Origin of the sequence: Nocardia sp. (assembly GCF_025465275.1) — a bacterium.
Taxonomy (GTDB): Bacteria; Actinomycetota; Actinomycetes; order Mycobacteriales; family Mycobacteriaceae; genus Nocardia.
Window position 1 is genome coordinate 1 of the sequence record NZ_JAODNK010000124.1, and the last position, 17,656, is coordinate 17,656.

Sequence of the window (17,656 nt, forward strand, 5' to 3'; positions counted from 1 at the left end):
GTCACCCCGGCCCAGCTCGCGGTGCGGGCCGCCGCCAGGCCATTGGTGAAACCGAGCACCGATTCGCCGAGCACGATAATCGTGAAGAGCCCGAAGCGTTCCTGCAGATGTTCGGTCTCCTGCGAGACCCGGGCCAGCCGCCGGCCAACCAGCAGCGGCAGCGCCAGTTCGAAGAGCATGGCGACCGCCCAGATGCCGTAGCGCAGCGCCCCGGACTCGAAAACCAGTCCGCCGAGCCACAATACGGCGCTCGCCGCCGAACCCAGTGTGAAGGAACGGAATACCGGCCGCAGCGCCGCATCCCGGCGCGAATCCCACCCGTACAGCGCCGCCACACCGGCCCGCGCCACCAGATACGCGAGCACGAACCCCGCATCGGCATCCGACGCCTGCCCCACCCCGCCCGCGAACACCGCCATACCGACCACCCCCGCCAACCCGACAGTGGTCAGCAGCCGATGTGGATTCGTATCGCGATCAGCCCGATTGGCATGCACCGCATACAAAACCCACGCCCACCACAGCGGCACGAACAACCCCGCCGCTGCAGCCACCGACCCAGCATCCGGATGCGCCCCCACCCGATGCGTCACCTGCCCGATCGCAGCCACGAACACCAGATCCCCGAAACACTCGAACCAGGTAGCCCGCCGCGGCACCGTAATCCCTACCGCTACAACCGAATCCACGACAGGGCCGGGATCACCGAGCGGGCCGCCATGATGCGCGTCGTCATCATGCGACCGCCCCTCGTCATCCCGGCACGCTTTTGGCCGGGATCCACACAGGCGGCGCTTCAACCGGGTTCCGTGAATTCCGGCCGAAAGCATGCCGGAATGACGGGGCGGGTCTGCCGGGGTGTCCGAGTTCGGCGCCTGGGGGTCGAGCATGTCACCAAACTACTTGTGCGACCTGGTCGTTGATCAGCTCGGTGACCTGGTCAGCGATAGGCGGGGTGACCTTGCCGGAGACCCGCCGAGTGACCTGGTCAGCGATCAGCGGTGACCAGGTCAGCAGACCGCTGGATGGCGGTCAGCGGCCGGTGGGGAGGTTGGTGCCGCCGTTGGCATCGAGGACGACGCCGGTGATGAAGCCGTTGGTGGCGAGCATGTGGATGGCGGCGGCGATGTCCTCGGGGCGGCCTACGCGGCCGACGGGGGTGGTGGCGACCATGCCGTCGAAGAGGGCCTGGCGCTGTGCTTCCGGGACGCGATCCCACCACGGGGTGTCGATGACGCCGGGCGAGATCGCATTGATGCGCACCGGTGCGAGTTCCACGGCCAGCGGCGGAACCATGGCGTCGAGGGCGCCGTTGATCGCGGCCAGGCCGACCGTGCCGGGGAAGGCCGCGCGGGACGAACCGGCGGTGATCAAGGTGACCGAGCCGGTCGAGTTCAGGTGCGGCAGTGCGGCTTTGAGGATGCGAACCTGGGCCCAGAACTTCTGGTTGAAGCCGGCGGCCAGATCATCGAGGTTCAGTTCCGCGAAGGGACCGCTGCCCGCTGCCCCGCTGACCGCGATGACCAGGTGGTCGATCGGGCCGGACTGCGCGAAGAAGGCCTCGATATCGGCCTGATCGGTGGCGTCCATGCGGAAGCCGGTGCTCTTGCCGCCGATCCGAGCCAGGGCCGCGTCGATCTTGTCCTGGGTGCGGCCGGTGATCACGACCTCGGCATTGTCGGCGGCGAAAGTGGTGGCGGTGGCCTCGCCGATACCGGAGCTCCCGCCCATGACTACGACGCGCTGCACGGTGCCTGAATCCTTGGTGGTCATGTCTAACGCCTCTCTAGCTGTTGTCCCGATCTATCCTTACGAGACCTACAGTCTTGATAACAGCCCTATCGAGACTTTTAGTCTCGACAACGTGGTGAGTTGGATCACAGGAGGTGGAACGTGAAATCTACCGGGGCACAGCCCAACCCGGAGCGGCCACACACGGGCAGGCGGCGCAATGAGGCAACGCACCAGGCCATCCTGGATGCCGCCCTGCATCTGCTCGCCGAATCGGACGGCGCACCCATCACCATCGACGCCATCGCGAAGGCGGCCGGGGTCGGGAAGCAGACCGTCTACCGGTGGTGGCCGTCGAAGGGCGCACTACTGCTCGACGCGCTACTCGAACGGGCCGCGATAGATGTGCCCTTACCCGACAGCGGATCGATGCGGGATGATCTGCGCACGGTCATCGAAGCCACTTTCACAGGCGCACAAAGGAAACCAGCCGGGCCCGCACTGCGTACCGTCGCTCGCGAGGCCGCGCGCGACCCCCACCTGGCCGAACTCATGCGCTTGTTCACCGCCCAGCGGCGGACCGCCGTGCACGACATCCTCATTCGCGGGCAGGAGCGTGGTGAACTCCCGGCCGAAGCCGACCTGGATCTCATGGTGGATCAGTTCTACGGCGTGTTCTGGTACCGCTTCATACTCGGTCACGCCCCGCTCGACCGCAGTGCCGCCGATCGCCTCGCCGACTCGATCATCAATGGCGCGTAGCGATACAGAAAGCCCGCATGGTGACGAATCACCATGCGGGCTCGCGACTTTCGACTAGCTATCGGCTCACTTGCCGTTGAGTCCGGCGCGCACACCTTCTTCGATACGCTTACCGATCTCGGAGTCGATGTTCTTCCAGTACTCGAAGACGCGGCTCAGCACCGGCTCCTGCACCCCGCCCAGCACATGCCCGACCACATTGCCCACCAGGCGATCTCGCTGATCATCGTTCAGCACCTCGCGCACCAGCGTGCCCGGCTGCGTGAAATCGCCGTCCTCGGCGTGCTCGATGTACCCGGCATGAACCATGGTGGGCTCGAAGTCCCACAGGCCGCCATCGGGCGCCAGCGACGGATCGGCGTGCGGGCCGCCGTACGAATTCGGTGCGTACACAGGCACATCCGCGCCGTTGTACTCGTACCGCATGGCGCCCTCCTTGGAGTAGGAGTTCACCTCCGCGGCCTTGGCCCGGTTCGGCGGCAGCTGCGCGTAGTTGGTGCCGATGCGGTAGCGGTGCGCGTCGGCATAGGCGAAGACGCGGCCCAGCAGCATCTTGTCGGGCGAGAAACCGATGCCCGGAACCACATTCGAGGGTTCGAAGGCGGCCTGCTCGATCTCGACGAAGTAATTGCCCGGATTGCGGTTGAGCGTCCACTTGCCGACCTCGATCAGCGGGTAGTCCTTGTGCGACCACACCTTGGTCAGATCGAACGGATTGAAGCGGTAGCTCTCCGCGTCCGCGACCGGCATGACCTGCACGTTCACCGTCCAGCTCGGGAAGTCGCCGCGCTCGATGGACTCCCACAGATCCTGGCGGTGGAAATCGGGATCGGTACCGGCGCGGGTATCCGCCTCGGCCTGGGTGAGGCTCTCGACGCCCTGATCGGTCTTGAAGTGGTACTTCACCCAGAAGCGCTCACCCGCGGCATTGATCCACTGATAGGTGTGCGAGCCGTACCCGTTCATGTGCCGGTAGGACTTGGGCACACCGCGATCACCCATCAGCCAGGTCACCTGGTGCGCGGTCTCCGGACGCAGGGTCCAGAAGTCCCACTGCATATTGTGATCGCGAAGTCCGTTGCCGGGCAGGCGTTTCTGGGACCGGATGAAGTCCGGGAACTTGATCGGATCCTTGATGAAGAAGACCGGGGTGTTATTGCCGACGAGGTCGTAATTGCCGTCCTCGGTGTAGAACTTCATCGCGAAACCGCGCGGATCGCGCCAGGTGTCGGGGCTGCCCTGCTCACCGGCGACGGTGGAGAAACGCACCAGCGATTCGGTGCGCGCACCCGGCTGGAACAGCTTGGCCTTGGTGAAGCGGCTGACGTCATTGGTGACCACCAGTTCGCCGAATGCGCCGGCGCCCTTGGCATGCACGATGCGCTCCGGGACGCGTTCCCGGTTGAACTGGGCCAGCTTCTCGATCAAATAGTGGTCGTGCAGCAGGATCGGGCCCTGAGTGCCGGCGGTGAGCGATTCATTGTCACTCACAACCGGGGTGCCGGTATTGGTGGTGGTCGGCTTGGTCATTCGAAAGCCTCCTCGAGGTGTTAAGACGACTGTGGGCCACATTCAGGGCACAGCCCCCAGAACACGACCTCGGCTTCATCGATGGTGAAACCGTGGGCTTGATCGGGTTCCAGACAGGGCGCCGCGCCGGCGACACAGTCGATATCGACGACCGTGCCGCAGTTCCTGCACACCAGATGGTGGTGGTTGTCCCCGGTGCGCGCCTCGTACAGCGCCGGTGAGCCCGCGGGCTCGATCCGCCGTAGCAGTCCAGCGCCCACACAGGCCTTCAAGACGTCGTACACGGCCTGGGTGGAGACCGATCCGAGCGTCTCCCGCACCTTCGCAGCCACCCCGTCGGTATCGGAATGCGGGGCCAGGGCCACCGCATCCAGTACCGCGACCCGTGGGGCGGTGACCCGCAGGCCCACTGCCCGCAGCCGCTCCCGAGCGTCATAACCGGAGTGCATGCGCTCCACACTGCCCCCGTTTCTGGAATAAGTCAAGAAAAGGCTGCGGTGCAGGTGGAGGGATCGTCAGCAGGCCGTGGCGTAGCCGTCGATCACTTCGGCGGGCTCGCGGCGCGGGGCCAGCGGGAGCGGCGCGGCGGTGGACGAGGGCCAGCCGAGGCGCACGAGGGTCTGCGGGAACGCGCAGTCGAAGAGGACTTCGGCGCGGATCGCGGCACGCAGGTCCGGCATTTCGATCGGCTCGGTCTGCAGGCAGGTGGACAGGCCGAGTTCGGTCGCGGTCAGCAGCAGCGCGCTGGCGGCCTCGCCGGCGCGCAACTGGGCCCGGCGGTCGTCGGCGGGGGTGCAGAGGACCAGCCACTCCGAGGCATCCGGCGCGGAAGCCGGATCGGCGAGTACGGGCTGGGAGAAGTTCCGCTGCCGAATCTCGTCGGAGGGCGGAACGTGCGGGGTATTGCGGGCGGGGACACCGTCGGACGTACCGGTCCGGCCACTCCAGGTGGACAGTTCACCGAGGTAGTCGAGGTCTACGGCATGCCGATCGGCGGCGACGCGGGTGGTGCGGGCCAGCGTCGCGCGCAGCGTGGGCGGAACCTCGCGGGCTACCGCGCCGAAGCCGGCGGCGCCGACGGCGACCTGCCGGAGGTGACGGCTGTGGACCGGGCGGGAACCGTAGCGCCGCCGATCCGACTGGCGGTGCAGGACGGCGGCGGCGAGATCGATATCGGCGCTGGTGGGCCCCTGCTGGGTGACCGTGATGTGCGCCAGGTGTTCAGAATCCGCTGGGTCGGGCAGATGCGTGACACCGGCGGCCATACCGTGCACGGCCAGTGCCACCCGCAGATGATGCAGTGCGGCACCGCAACTCAGGAGTAATTCACGCTGGCCGGGGTCGGACACGCTCAGCTGGCGAGTCCGGTCGGCGTGCAGATCGATGCCGCCCCCGGCGAGACGCCACCGCCACGGCTGGGTGTTGTGCACCGAAGGTGCGCGTACCGCCATCGCGATCACGGATTCGAATATCTCGATGTCGAGCTGTTCTTCTGCCATAGGTAATACGTTCCGTTCGTCCGAAACTCTCCATAGCGAACATACGGCAATCATCAGGAGTTCGGTTTCTGCTGTGTGATCGGCGGGGCACGGAAGGTCTGCCGGGGCCAGTTCGACGGCCAGTTCTGGAAGGGGTCCTGGCGCGGATTCGGAATAGCCGGAAAAGACGGGATGCGGATCTGGGATTGCAGATAATTCGACGGCAGCCTGGCCGGCGGGGTGGACCGGCTCCCGGAATCATTCGACAAGCCGGCGGCAGCCAGCCGGACAATGAGGAATACCAGGGCCACGAGCGCCCAGCCGTATTTGCGCCCTTGCCTCGGCTTGCCTGCCGCCGGCTGTGCGACCAGGGGCGGCTGACCGTAGTTGTAGCGCCCGGCCGGACGGGCGGTCTCGGCTGCCGCCTGGGCAGCGGCCGCGACGCGATCATCTTCTCTGGCAAGCCATTCCAGATTTTCCCGCACCGCGTCGCCGTACTCTGGATCCAATCGCGCCACCCGCCGCAATTGTTCTTCTCCCGCAGCGCGATTCCCGCGCTCCAGCTCGAGGAGCGCCAGCTCGTACAGCGCCTCCGCATTCTCCGGATCCAGCCGCAGCACCGCGCGGAAGGCCTCCTCGGCCAGCCGCAGGGAATCGGTCCCCCGCAAATTCCGCCGCAGGATCAGCCCCCGCAGCAGGTACACCCCGACATTGTCGGGATCGACCTCCAGCGCCGCGGCCAGCTTCTGCAGAGCCGCCACCGGATCCTCATCGCGCAATGTCGCCGCGAGAATGCGCAGATTGTCGGCATTCTCGGGGTCGATCTCCACTGCCCGCCGCGCCGCCGCCACCGCGGCGGCCCGATGCTCACGCACCACCACGGGCCCCAAGGTCGCGTCCCGCGCCAAGGCCAGCTCCGCCAGCGCCCGCACCCGCCAGACGAACGTGTCCTCCGGCGTCTGACGTAGAGCCGCCGCACTGAACTCCAGCGCCTGCCCGTACTCCCGCAGCCGAAACGCCACCTCGGCCATATCCGCAAGCGCCACAGCGTTTTCCGGATCCCCGGCCAGCACCTCCCCCAGCATTTCCCGCGCCCCCGCGAACCGCCCCAACTCCATCAAAACGCGAGCCTTCGCAACCCTGCCGTCCATCCCCCAAAAACCTTTCCGCGAGCAAATACCTCAGTCGTTCCGCCGAATCAACAATGGCCATCACGGCCGCTCGGCGTCCATGCCCCAAAAGTCTCGGAGCAAATAGTGCAGCGGTGCAGCCGAATTCAGGGGTGGGCCGGCGGCGGGGCCGACTCGGGCTGCACGGTTAACCAGGGGCTGTCGATGGTGGGCCAGGGGGTGAAGGTGGGCATGAGCGATGGGGGCGGGAGGGGAGGTTCCGGGGTGGAGTCGGTGGAACAGCCTGCGGCGTACAGGAGTAGGCGGATGGTGAAGTAGCCGCCGACGGTGACCGCGAAGATCGTGCGGCGGCGCGGCAGGGGACGAGGAGGGTGGCTCGGACGCGCCGGCCCGGTTCGGGAGCGGTTGAGCAGCTTTGCCGCAATGCTGAACAGCACGCCCCGGCGAAGCGGGACGAGTCGTGCCCGGACATTGTCGCCGCGGGAAGGGTCCAGTTCGGCGACTCGGAGCAGCTTGCTTCGGGCGGGGCGGACGCGGCCCGCGATCATATCGTTGAGCGCCAGTTCTTCCAGGGCGTCGATATTCTCCGGGTCGATGCGGAGCGCCTCCCGCGCTGCCGCCTCCGACTGCTTGGTGGTGTCGCCGGGAGTGCGGCGCAGTATGCCCGCGTGCAGCACATGCAGGGCCGCGTTCTCTGGTGCGAGTTCGATGGCGCGGGCCAGGGCGCGCACGGCCGCATCGCGGTCCGCGGACTCCAGAACTATGGCCAGCACTCGATAATTCTGTGGTTCGTGCGGACCCAATTGCGTCGCGCGCCGGGCCGCATCGCGTGCTTGCTCGCGCAGCGTGCGCCATTGCAGGCGGTCCGTTTCGCGGACGGACTCCGCCAGTCCGGCAGTCGACAGGGCCAGCACCCGCCAGGCCCACTGGGACTCCGGATTCGCGCGCAGGGCGGCCGTACTGTGCGCGACCGCTTCCCGCCGATCGAGCAGACCGAGACTCGCCACCGCAAGCAGGGTGAGCGCCTCGGCATCGTCCGGGGTCGCGGTCAGAACCCGGGCCAGCTCCTCCCGGGCGGCCTCGAAACGGTTGAGGTCGACGAGGATTCGAGCCCGGTCGAGCTCGGTGCTCACCGCACCTTCATGCGCTTCATGTAGGCGGCGAGTTCATCGTAGGTGCCGTCGTTATTGGCGAATTCGACCACATTGCGGGCGGATTCGAACCAGGCCCCGGTGCTGGGGCGGATCTGGGTGAGCGCCTGATCGATATCGGCCATGCGGACCGGGCGCACCGCGCCGGTGCGCAGCGAATCCGCCATAGCGAGCTGGGTGGCGGAGGTACAGACGTGCGCGAGGTCCGCGCCCGAGAAGGATTCGGTGCGTTTGGCGATGGCCTTGAGATCGATGCCCTCGATGGGGCGGTCCTTCAGATGATGACGCAGGATCGAGACGCGGGCCTCCGGATCGGGCAGCGTCACCAGCACCATGCGATCGAAGCGGCCGGGGCGGCGCAGGGCGACATCGATATCCCACGGATGGTTGGTGGCGCCGAGGATGTAGACGCCCTCGTTATTGCCGGTGGCCGAATCCATTTCGGTGAGCAGCTGATTCACCACGGTGCGCAGGCCCGCCGAGCCGGACATCTGGCTGCGCTTGTAGCCGAGCGCGTCGATCTCGTCGATGAACAGCACACACGGTGCATTGCGCCGCGCGACTTCGAAGATCTGGTGCAGGTTGCGTTCACTCGCACCCAAATGGATGTCGAGGATCTCGGCGATCTCGATCGGATAGAAGTTCGCGCCCAGCTCACCCGCCACCGCGGCGGCGATGAAGGTCTTGCCGCATCCGGGCGGCCCGTACAGCAACAGGCCACCGCGGGCGCTGGTGCCGAACGCGCGCGCCAGTTCCGGATTGCGCAGCGGGCCGAGCAGCGACAGGTCCAGCTGCTTTTTGACGGCTTCCATACCGCCCACATCGGAGAGCGCGACCTTCGGCTTCTCGAACATGCCGACATCACTCTCGGTGACCACCAGCGGTTCACTGTCGTCGTCCACGAAGGCCGGTTTGATAATGTCGCCGACCTCGCGTTCCGCCGCATCCCAGTCGAAACCGTTGCCGCGCGCGGGCTTCGGCGCATCGGCCGGTTCGACCGGCGCGGCGGTCGCGGCGGGCGCGGGTTCCGCGGGCGGCGCGGTGATCTGCGGCGCAGGTGCCGCGCCGGAGGCCAGGGCCGCAGTGCACCGCTGCAGTAGCGCCATGGTCGCCGCGTTCCCCGGGTCCTGCCCGAGCGCGGTGGCGCAGTGCGTGAGGGCCTCGGCGTAGCGACCGCGGTCGGCGAGCAGTTCGATCACCCGGGTGCGGAGGGGGAGCAACTCCGGATGCTGCGTGAGCACGGTCAGGAGTTCGGTGATCACCGGATCGTCGGTCAATGCTCCCCCAGACAAAGTACGGACTGTTGTGCCGAATGCTAAACGGTTACGCCGACACCGTGCACCGCTCATTTCCCGATGAACGGCCCCGAAACCGCCAAGGTTACGCACGTCACAGTGGTTGCGCTGGAATAGAACCAGAACCTGGTCGGTTGATCACCACTGTCGGCGCCGTTAACAGCCCCGGGCCTCACCCTCAGTCGCTACGAGCGACCACCCGCCGAGAGGCGCTTGTTGGGTGTCGACGCAACTTCGCGGCAGCGCCGCGAGCGACCGCCGCCAGGCATCCCCCCGCCTGGCGGCGTTTTGCTGTTCAAGGGACACCGCGCCGTTCAGAGGACACAGTGCTGTTCAAAGGACACCGCGCTGCGCAAAGGACACAGCGCTGTCCGGAGGGCACCGCGCCACACTGAATTGCAATTCGCGCCGCCGTAACCATTCCGGCGTGTTCGCCTATGGCGCGCGGTAATTCGCCACGCGGTGAACGCGAATTCCACGCAGGTAGCAGGGCTGGAGAGCTAGCCTGAAATATATGTTTCGCAAGCGCAGGGGGTTGGCCAGCGCGGTAGCGGTGGCATTGACGATAGGCAGCGTAGTTTTCGGTTCCGGTGTCGCACACGCGACGCCGGACGAATTGCGTTGCAATGAACCGGCCGGGCGGGAATTCGAGCGTGCGACCCCGGAACAGACCGGGTTGGATACCCAGCGGATGGCCGACGCACTGCAGTTCGCGGCGGACCGAAACCGATTGAATGTGCAGATATTCCGGCACAACTGCCTGATCGGCGAGGGCCCGACGAACGCCGAAACCGATCGCGTCCCGTGGAATGTCTGGAGCGTCACCAAGAGTGTGGTGTCGCTTTTGGCCGGAATTGCCTGGGATCAGGGGAAACTCGATATCGACGCACCCATCGACCGCTATCTGCCCGCCGGAATCGGCGATCCGCAGCACCGGTCGATCACGGTGCAGGATCTGCTCACCGAAACCTCCGGGCTGCGCATCGGCCTGGTCACCGAGGGGATCACCGGCGTTGTCCCCATCGATCCGTTCAGTGCGGTGCAGGCGATGGGCGTCCCGTTCGACAATCCGCCGGGCACCGAATTCCAATACAGCCAGCGCAATGTGGACGTGCTCTCCTACGTGATCGAACTGGCCGTCGGCGAACCCCTGCAGGAGTTCGCCCAGCGGGAACTCTTCGACCCCATCGGTATTGCGCGCAGCGACTACTACTGGGCGCGGGACCGTTCCGGGCACACCTACGGGTACGCGCATCTCATGATTCCCCCGGTCGATCTCGCCAGGCTCGGCATGCTGACCGCCGAGCACGGCGAGTGGAACGGCCGACAGCTCGTTTCCCGCGAGTACCTGCAGAAAGCCACCACATCCTCGGCAGCCAACCAGTGCTACGGCTACCTGTTCTGGCTCGGCCCGGGTTGCGCGGAGAATCCCGAATTCCTGCCCGCCGACACCTATTCCATGTCCGGGCTCGGTCTGCAGCACGTGTTCGTCATACCCAGCCTGGATCTCATGGTGGTGTGGACCGGTGTCTTCGGCACACACACCATGCAGGGCGTCACCGGAATCCTGCAGTATGCGGGCGAGGTCTCGCACGAATTCTTCCGGCGCCTCTTCGCCGCATTCCAGGACAGCCCGATGCCGGATCCTGGTCCGTATGTGGAGTCGCCGCTGCGACTGGACCCCTCCAAGTACTTCGACACCGATATCGCGCTGGCGGTCTTCGGCCTCGGCCCGGATGCCTATCCGGGCTGTAGTGTGCTGTCCTGCTTGAACACTCCGCTGGCACCGCCGTTCAGCGATGAGCCGCCCGGCTGTCTGCTGCTGGCATGCCTCGGCTCGGACCCCCGCACTCCGGGTATCCGCTGAGTCCGCGCACTCCCCCGCACCGGCATCCGTGGGTCCCCGAACCCACGGTGCCCGTCAGGGAGTGACGGCGTTGTCACCTCAAGGCGTTACGGCTGCGCGAGCGGCGAGCTCGCGCAGTTCATCGGCCGGTCGACGGCCGGCGAACTGCAGTAGATCCCGCACCACCTCTCGGGACCGATGATCGTGATGCACCAGCTCCGGAGCCAATCGCTCGGCCTCGAGCAGCGACTCCAATGCTTCGGAGGCCTGGCGGCGCTGCGCGTGTGCGCGGGCCACGTCGACCAGGAAGCGAGCCTGTCTTTCCGGTGAGAGCACCGAGGCGTCCACGGTGCCCGCGGTGTCGAGAGCCTCACCGGCATCACCCAATTCGACCGCCACCGCGACCGCGTGCACGGCCACACTGGTCGGACCGAATTCGGTGTCGAAATCATTGCGGCCCTCGCCCAGTCGCTCCGCGGCTCTGCGCGCCGCGGCCAGACCGGTACGGGCTGCCGTCCGATTACCGTCCGTCGCCGCGATCACCGCCAGCATGAGCTGGAGAGAACCGTAGAGCGACAATACTTCCGGACGCACCAGCTCGTTGTCGAGGACCTGTGGCGCGAGTGCCGTCACCGATACGCGAGCCGCCTGTTCCGCCTGTTCGAGCCGTTGTAAGCGCAGGAAAGCCTGTGCCATTCGGTAGGTTCCGGCCACCACGCTGAGCGCGTCACCGGACTCCTCGGCCGCTGTCAGCGCTCTGTCCGCCGCGACCCAGGCCGCGTCGACCTCCTCTTGCCGGGTGAATGCGGTGGCGGCCACCTGATAGGCGCGTGACAGCAGCGTCAGCACCTCCGGCCGCTTCACGGAGGTGGTCCGCGCCGCGTGTTCGAGATCCGGAATCAATTCCAGCAGACTGCTGCCGACTTCCACGAGCCGTGATTCGTGCGCCAGCTGCCACGCCAGATCTACTCGTTCCTGTAGTGCCGGTAACTCGTCGGCCGACTCGCGATCGGCCTCGTCACCGAGTAGTTGCTCCAAAGCGGGATGCCCGGTGAGCAACAATCGCAGTTTGTCGAAAACGGCGGATCCGGCACGATGTCCGTCTCCGCGGTCGGCGGCCATCGGTTCGGCCGCCTCGGGTCTCAGGTCTCGCACTGCGACGCCGAGGACGTCGGCAAGTCGCTGGAGCACCGATAGTCTTTCGACCGGCAGTACATCCCGTTCGACCTGCGACACCCAACTTTCCGAACGCCTGATGGCGGCGCCCAGTTCTTTCTGCGATAGTCCCCGCCGCCGGCGCAACTCCGCTACCCGTGCCCCTAGGGTACTTTCGGCCACCGGGTCAAACTCCTTCTGCCTGATCGGCTTTCCCGGTCGTCACCGCCCGCTTGTTTCGCCGATGCCTACCATGCCCTTCTCCTTCCCGATGCGATCTGCGGACAAGGATTCCAGACCGGGCGAGCTTACGGCGCACAGTATGGAACATGTATTTTTCTTATTGCACCGCAATTTTTCTGTGTTTACCGTTAACCGGTGAGACGTCGCACCAAATCCGACGACAAGAGGTGGCCATGACCGCCGCACCCGAAACGCGCGAAGTTCATGTGCGCCTGCGCTTTCCGGGCGGCATGGTGCTCGACTATCGCGCCGGGAGCGCAATTGCCGAACGACTCGCGGCACATCTGCGCCCGCATGGCATTGAAGTGACAGTCGATAGTTCGACGGTCACGATCGATGGTCGCGCAGTATGCGAACTTCGGCCACTCCCCTGTGCGGAACTCTGGGAAGACTGAAAAGGACAGAAAAAAATCGGGCCGCCCGATCCGCAGGGATCGAACGGCCCGATGAACTACAGACTCAGCGGTCGGCGAGCAGAACCTCGGCGATCTGAATCGTATTGAGCGCAGCGCCCTTGCGGAGGTTGTCGCCCGAGATGAACAGCGCCAGCCCGCGGCCGTCCGGAACGCCCGGATCCTGGCGGATGCGGCCGACGAGGGAGTCGTCGATACCGGCGGCCGCGAGGGGGGTCGGGACATCCACCAGTTGGACGCCGGGGGCGTGGGACAGCAGCTTCTTGGCGGTCTCCACCGAAATCGGCCGATCGAATTCGGCATTGATGGAGAGCGAGTGACCGGTGAGGACCGGAACACGCACGCAGGTGCCGCTCACCAGCAGGTCGGGCAGGCCCAGGATCTTGCGGGACTCGTTGCGCAGCTTCTGATCTTCGTCGGTCTCCTCGGAGCCGTCGTCGACCAGCGCGCCGGCGAGCGGGATCACGTCGAAGGCGATGGGGGCAACGTATTTGACCGGAGCCGGGAACTCGACGGCGGAACCGTCGTGCACCAGCTTCTCGGCATCGCCGATCACCGCGCGCAGCTGGGAGACCAGCTCTTCGACACCGGCCAGGCCGCTACCGGAGACGGCCTGGTAGCTGGAGACGATGAGGCGGCGCAGGCCGGCCTCGTCGTGCAGCACCTTCAGCACCGGCATGGCGGCCATGGTGGTGCAGTTCGGGTTGGCGATAATGCCCTTGATCAGGTTGCGGGTTGCCTCCGGGTTCACCTCGGAGACCACCAGCGGCACCTCGGGGTCCTTGCGCCAGGCCGACGAATTGTCGATGACGGTGACTCCGGCGGCGGCGAAGCGCGGCGCCTGCACCCGGGACATGGTGGCGCCGGCCGAGAACAGCGCGATGTCCAGGCCGGTCGGATCGGCAGTCTCGGTGTCCTCGACCACGATCTCGCCGCCACGGAACGGCAGCTTCTTACCGGCCGAGCGGGCGGACGCGAAGAACCGCACCTCGTCGGCCGGGAAGTTGCGCTCCTCCAGCAGCTTTCGCATGACGGCGCCGACCTGCCCGGTCGCGCCGACGACTCCTACACGCACACCCATTTTGTTCAGCGCCCCGTTCCGCCGTGTACGACTGCCACCTCGGCACCACCCAGATCGAAGGCCTTGTGCAGCACCTGCACGGCCTCGTCCAGGTCATTGTCCTTGACCAGCACCGAGATTCGGATCTCGGAGGTGGAGATGAGATCGATATTGATACGTGCCTCGGCGAGCGCCTCACAGAAGGTGGCGGTGACGCCGGGGTGCGACTTCATGCCCGCGCCGACCAGCGACACCTTGCCGACGTGATCGTCGTAGACCACCCGGGAGAAGCCGATATCGCCCTGCTGCTTGCTGAGCAGCTCCACGGCACGCGGGCCGTCCAGCTTGGGCAGGGTGAAGGTGATGTCGGTCTTGCCCGTCTCCACCTTCGAGACGTTCTGCAGCACCATGTCGATATTGATCTCGGCATCGGCAACGGCTCGGAAGACCTTGGCGGCGTAGCCCGGCTCGTCCGGAATGCCGACGACGGTCACCTTGGCTTCGCTGCGGTCGTGCGCGACGCCCGTGAGAATTGCCTGCTCCAACGGGATGTCCTCCATCGATCCGGAAATCATGGTGCCCTCTTTGTCCGTGTACGACGAGCGCACATGGACCGGCACGTTGTAGCGGCGCGCGTACTCGACGCAGCGCAGCATCAGAACTTTGGCGCCACAGGCGGCCAGCTCGAGCATTTCCTCGTAGCAGATTTTATCGAGCTTCTGCGCGTCGGCGACGATGCGCGGATCGGCGCTGAAGACGCCGTCCACATCGGTGTAGATCTCGCAGACATCGGCATTCAAGGCCGCGGCCAGTGCGACAGCGGTGGTATCGGAGCCGCCACGGCCCAGCGTGGTGACGTCCTTACTGTCCTGACTCACACCCTGGAAACCCGCGACCAGCACAATGGTGCCCTCGGCGAGCGCATTCTGCACTCTCCCCGGAGCCACATCGATGATCTTCGCGTTTCCGTGCCTGCCGGTCGTGATCACGCCGGCCTGCGAACCGGTGAACGAGCGGGCCTCCGCGCCGAGCGAGTGAATGGCCATGGCCACCAGCGAATTGGAAATGCGCTCACCCGAGGTGAGCAGCATGTCCATTTCACGTGCGGGCGGCGCGGGGGACACCTGCTGTGCCAGATCCATCAGCTCATCGGTGGTGTCACCCATGGCCGAGCAGACCACGACCACGTCGTGGCCCTGCTTCTTGGTCTCGACAATGCGCTCGGCGACGCGACGGATGCGCTCGGCGGTGGCGACCGAGGATCCTCCGTACTTCTGTACGACGAGAGCCACTACGGAAATCCTCCAAGATCGACAATCTGCTGCTATCGACCCACAACATTACCGACCCAGGCCACGAGATTTCCGGCCACCTCCCGGCTGCGGCGTCCAGCAGCCCGCCAGCTAAGCCGTGTCGGCCTGCGCCGGGCCCGAATCGTGCCCGGCGATAAGGGTATTGAACAACCAGCTGTATTTCGTGTTGTGGAAGGCGGCGAACGACCATTCGCCGTCTGTCCGCACCACGACGTAGACGTTGACCTTGGTATTGAAGCGGTTGCGGCGGCGCTTGCCCTTCACGAGCGCACCCTTGCCGTGCACCACGGCCACATCCGGGGTGACGAAGCGCAGTGACGTGATCTCGCCGTCGGTGCGGGTGCCCTTCAGGTATTTGGCAAACAGTGGCGCATGCGAGTCCTCGATGGCCGCGCGTCCCTTCAGGTGCTGACCGAACCAGGTCACATAGTCGGCATCGGGGGCGAAGGCCGCGGCGTAAGCCTGCGCGTCACCGGCCTCCCAGGCGCTGGTTGTGCTGTCGAACAGGTCCCGGATGGCGGCTTCGTCGGTGCGCTGCGTGGTCGTCATAATATATCCCCTGAATCAATCAGTAGTTGATTGAGTAAGATAATGCTCGGGTAAGACTATGCTGTCAAGCGATGACGAAGAAACAGGAGTTGGCGGCCGACCTCACCCTCGCCGCCCAGCGCAGCGCCACCGATGCGGTCATGCTGCACGGCGCCATGGCCGATCGCCTCGGCCTGCACGTGACCGACCTGCGCTGCCTCAATCTGCTGCGGGTGGACGGCGCCGCCACCGCGGGCGAACTCGCACAGCGCACCGGGCTCACCACGGGCGCCATCACGCGAATGATCGATCGATTGCTGAAGGCCGGCTACGTGCGCCGGGAGCACGATGAGAAGGACCGGCGGCGGGTGATCATTACCGCCGTCCAGGACCGGATCGACGAAATCGCGCCGCACTACGAGGTTTTGGCGCGCGAATTCGGCAAGGTCATGGCCGACTACACCGATGAGCAGCTGCGGCTGATGCTCGATATGTTCAACCGGCTGCACGAGACGTCGCTGCACGTCACCGCGATCTTGCGCGAAAGCGACTGAGCCGCAATCGAATCAAGCGCGAGTGGCCCAGGTGACCTGCGTGCCGTTACTGAATTCCCGGCGCTGGGTGATCGTGAACTGCGTGGGGCTGAAACCGTTCGCGATCATCGGGACACCCGCACCGGCGATCACCGGATAGCTCTTGATGACCAGCTCGTCGATCTCGTCGACGAGCACACCTGCCAATGTGCCGCCGCCACAAAGGTAAATGCCCTTGCCTTCTTCGTTCTTCAGGCGCTGCACCAGGGCGACCGGATCACTGTCGACCACCTCGACCGCCGGATCATCGACCGCGCCTAGCGTTGTGGAGATGACGTACTGCTTCATATGGGCGTACGGGCTGGTGACACCGACCGAGTACGCCGGTTCATAGGAGCCGCGGCCCATGAGCACGGTGTCCCACTCCCGATTCGGGGTGTCCACAGCCATGCCCGCGTGCGGGCGTATGTGGGTCGGGATGGTCTCGGGGTAGCGCTCCGTGATCCATGCGGCCATGTCGTCCGCGATCGGATAGAAGTCGTACTCCCCATTCGGACCGGCGATGTAGCCGTCGAGGGAGACCGCCACGTAGTAGACGAGCTTTCGCATATTTACCGCTCTTTCTGTAGTACTCTGCCTGTAGTGATTACAAACGTAGTACTACAAATGGAGTGGTGTCAATGGCCAGGACCAACCCGGAACGCCGGAACGCCCTTCTGGACGCCGCGATCGAGGTGCTGGCCCGGGACGGCGCACGCGGCCTGACCTTTCGCGCCGTCGACAAAGAAGCAGCCCTACCAGCGGGAACGGCCTCCAATTACTTCGCCAACCGGGACGAGCTGATGATCCAGGTCGGCAATCGGTTCTACGAGCGACTCGAACCCAGTTCCGAGACCATGACCAAGCTGACCGCCGGTCCGCGCACCCGCGAAACCATTGCCGAGCTGATGAGCGACGTCGTCGAGCGCATCACCAGCTTCCGCACCGGCTATCTCGCCCAACTGGAACTGCGCCTGGAAGCCACCCGGCGGCCGGAACTGCAGGCCGTCCTCACCGAGCGGGTGCGCGCCGATATTGATTTCAATGTGCGCAATCATCTGGAATCCGGGCTGCCGGGCGATGCCGATGCCGTGCTGCTGCTCTATCTCGCGCTCAATTGGCTGATCGTCGAACGGCTCACACTGCCCGGCATTTTCACCGAGGAGCAGAGCGCCGCACTGGTGCGCGTGGCGGTCGAACGCGCGATTCCCGAGTAGTGAATCAGCCTGTGACGGCCGTCACTAAACGCTGAAGCGGAACTTACTCACGAGTACGTTCCGATTACGTTGCCCGCCAGTGATATTCGCAAATACGGCCGAGCCGACAGGACCGATCGGTATGCGACACAGTTGACTCCGCGAGCGACGCTGGTCACAATCGGTGCCCAAGCTGGAGGGTAGGTATGCGCACTAAGACTGATCACCGCTTCATCATCGACATCGATCCCGA

18 protein-coding genes are annotated in these 17,656 nt (G+C 65.6%); 5 read left to right on the top strand and 13 right to left on the bottom strand.

The genetic code is table 11. The annotated features are described in order from the left end of the window. Positions 1 to 611, bottom strand: a 611-nt coding sequence (locus tag JWN03_RS27055) for a low temperature requirement protein A (protein ID WP_297620891.1), incomplete at its 3' end; no start/stop codon positions are given. Between the two features lie 421 nt (positions 612 to 1,032). Further along, a complete protein-coding gene (locus JWN03_RS27060; protein WP_297620894.1) occupies positions 1,033 to 1,773 on the bottom strand; it encodes an SDR family oxidoreductase in 741 nt (246 codons plus the stop codon). A 120-nt stretch (positions 1,774 to 1,893) separates the two neighbouring features. On the opposite strand from JWN03_RS27060, the gene JWN03_RS27065 reads away from it, so the two are divergent. Further along, positions 1,894 to 2,493 carry a TetR/AcrR family transcriptional regulator gene (locus tag JWN03_RS27065; RefSeq protein WP_297620896.1) on the top strand — a complete coding sequence of 200 codons (600 nt, stop codon included), beginning with the start codon at positions 1,894 to 1,896 and terminating at the stop codon, positions 2,491 to 2,493. 66 nt (positions 2,494 to 2,559) lie between these two features. Here JWN03_RS27065 and JWN03_RS27070 read toward each other — a convergent pair whose 3' ends face one another. The 6 genes from JWN03_RS27070 to JWN03_RS27095 all read right to left on the bottom strand — a co-directional run bounded on the left by JWN03_RS27070 (position 2,560) and on the right by JWN03_RS27095 (position 9,059). Beyond that, the gene (locus tag JWN03_RS27070; RefSeq protein ID WP_297620899.1) at positions 2,560 to 4,023 is read right to left on the bottom strand and encodes a catalase; all 1,464 of its coding nucleotides are present in this window, start codon (positions 4,021 to 4,023) and stop codon (positions 2,560 to 2,562) included. Between the two features lie 20 nt (positions 4,024 to 4,043). Continuing rightward, the gene (locus JWN03_RS27075; protein WP_297620902.1) at positions 4,044 to 4,472 is read right to left on the bottom strand and encodes a Fur family transcriptional regulator; all 429 of its coding nucleotides are present in this window, start codon (positions 4,470 to 4,472) and stop codon (positions 4,044 to 4,046) included. Positions 4,473 to 4,538: 66 nt separating this feature from the next. Then, the gene (locus JWN03_RS27080; RefSeq protein ID WP_297620905.1) at positions 4,539 to 5,522 is read right to left on the bottom strand and encodes an Acg family FMN-binding oxidoreductase; all 984 of its coding nucleotides are present in this window, start codon (positions 5,520 to 5,522) and stop codon (positions 4,539 to 4,541) included. A gap of 53 nt (positions 5,523 to 5,575) precedes the next feature. Further along, the gene (locus JWN03_RS27085) at positions 5,576 to 6,652 is read right to left on the bottom strand and encodes a tetratricopeptide repeat protein (protein WP_297620908.1); all 1,077 of its coding nucleotides are present in this window, start codon (positions 6,650 to 6,652) and stop codon (positions 5,576 to 5,578) included. A gap of 125 nt (positions 6,653 to 6,777) precedes the next feature. Further along, the gene (locus JWN03_RS27090) at positions 6,778 to 7,764 is read right to left on the bottom strand and encodes a hypothetical protein (RefSeq protein ID WP_297620911.1); all 987 of its coding nucleotides are present in this window, start codon (positions 7,762 to 7,764) and stop codon (positions 6,778 to 6,780) included. Further along, positions 7,761 to 9,059, bottom strand: a complete 1,299-nt coding sequence (locus JWN03_RS27095) for an ATP-binding protein (RefSeq protein WP_297620914.1) — start codon at positions 9,057 to 9,059, stop codon at positions 7,761 to 7,763. Before JWN03_RS27095 ends, JWN03_RS27090 begins: the two co-directional genes overlap by 4 nt. 532 nt (positions 9,060 to 9,591) lie before the next feature. Between JWN03_RS27095 and JWN03_RS27100 the strand changes: the two genes are divergently transcribed. Continuing rightward, positions 9,592 to 10,944 carry a serine hydrolase domain-containing protein gene (locus JWN03_RS27100; RefSeq protein WP_297620917.1) on the top strand — a complete coding sequence of 451 codons (1,353 nt, stop codon included), beginning with the start codon at positions 9,592 to 9,594 and terminating at the stop codon, positions 10,942 to 10,944. Between the two features lie 78 nt (positions 10,945 to 11,022). Here JWN03_RS27100 and JWN03_RS27105 read toward each other — a convergent pair whose 3' ends face one another. Beyond that, the gene (locus tag JWN03_RS27105; RefSeq protein ID WP_297620920.1) at positions 11,023 to 12,261 is read right to left on the bottom strand and encodes a helix-turn-helix domain-containing protein; all 1,239 of its coding nucleotides are present in this window, start codon (positions 12,259 to 12,261) and stop codon (positions 11,023 to 11,025) included. Positions 12,262 to 12,494: 233 nt separating this feature from the next. Here JWN03_RS27105 and JWN03_RS27110 point away from each other — a divergent pair, with 233 nt between their 5' ends. Then, a complete protein-coding gene (locus JWN03_RS27110) occupies positions 12,495 to 12,716 on the top strand; it encodes a hypothetical protein (RefSeq protein ID WP_297620923.1) in 222 nt (73 codons plus the stop codon). Positions 12,717 to 12,780: 64 nt separating this feature from the next. Here JWN03_RS27110 and JWN03_RS27115 read toward each other — a convergent pair whose 3' ends face one another. The 3 genes from JWN03_RS27115 to JWN03_RS27125 form a co-directional block, all read right to left on the bottom strand. Continuing rightward, entirely contained in the window at positions 12,781 to 13,815 is a 1,035-nt protein-coding gene (locus JWN03_RS27115; protein WP_297620926.1) for an aspartate-semialdehyde dehydrogenase, read from the bottom strand. A 5-nt stretch (positions 13,816 to 13,820) separates the two neighbouring features. Further along, on the bottom strand, positions 13,821 to 15,086 hold the full coding sequence (locus tag JWN03_RS27120) for an aspartate kinase (protein WP_297620929.1): 1,266 nt from the start codon (positions 15,084 to 15,086) through the stop codon (positions 13,821 to 13,823). 111 nt (positions 15,087 to 15,197) lie between these two features. Then, positions 15,198 to 15,656 (bottom strand): SgcJ/EcaC family oxidoreductase, encoded by a 459-nt coding sequence (locus JWN03_RS27125; RefSeq protein WP_297620932.1) that lies wholly within the window; start codon positions 15,654 to 15,656, stop codon positions 15,198 to 15,200. Between the two features lie 71 nt (positions 15,657 to 15,727). On the opposite strand from JWN03_RS27125, the gene JWN03_RS27130 reads away from it, so the two are divergent. Next, on the top strand, positions 15,728 to 16,189 hold the full coding sequence (locus JWN03_RS27130; protein WP_297620935.1) for a MarR family transcriptional regulator: 462 nt from the start codon (positions 15,728 to 15,730) through the stop codon (positions 16,187 to 16,189). A gap of 12 nt (positions 16,190 to 16,201) precedes the next feature. Here JWN03_RS27130 and JWN03_RS27135 read toward each other — a convergent pair whose 3' ends face one another. Beyond that, the gene (locus JWN03_RS27135; protein ID WP_297620938.1) at positions 16,202 to 16,777 is read right to left on the bottom strand and encodes a dihydrofolate reductase family protein; all 576 of its coding nucleotides are present in this window, start codon (positions 16,775 to 16,777) and stop codon (positions 16,202 to 16,204) included. Between the two features lie 71 nt (positions 16,778 to 16,848). Here JWN03_RS27135 and JWN03_RS27140 point away from each other — a divergent pair, with 71 nt between their 5' ends. Beyond that, positions 16,849 to 17,424, top strand: a complete 576-nt coding sequence (locus JWN03_RS27140) for a TetR/AcrR family transcriptional regulator (protein WP_297620941.1) — start codon at positions 16,849 to 16,851, stop codon at positions 17,422 to 17,424. Positions 17,425 to 17,656 lie beyond the last annotated feature (232 nt).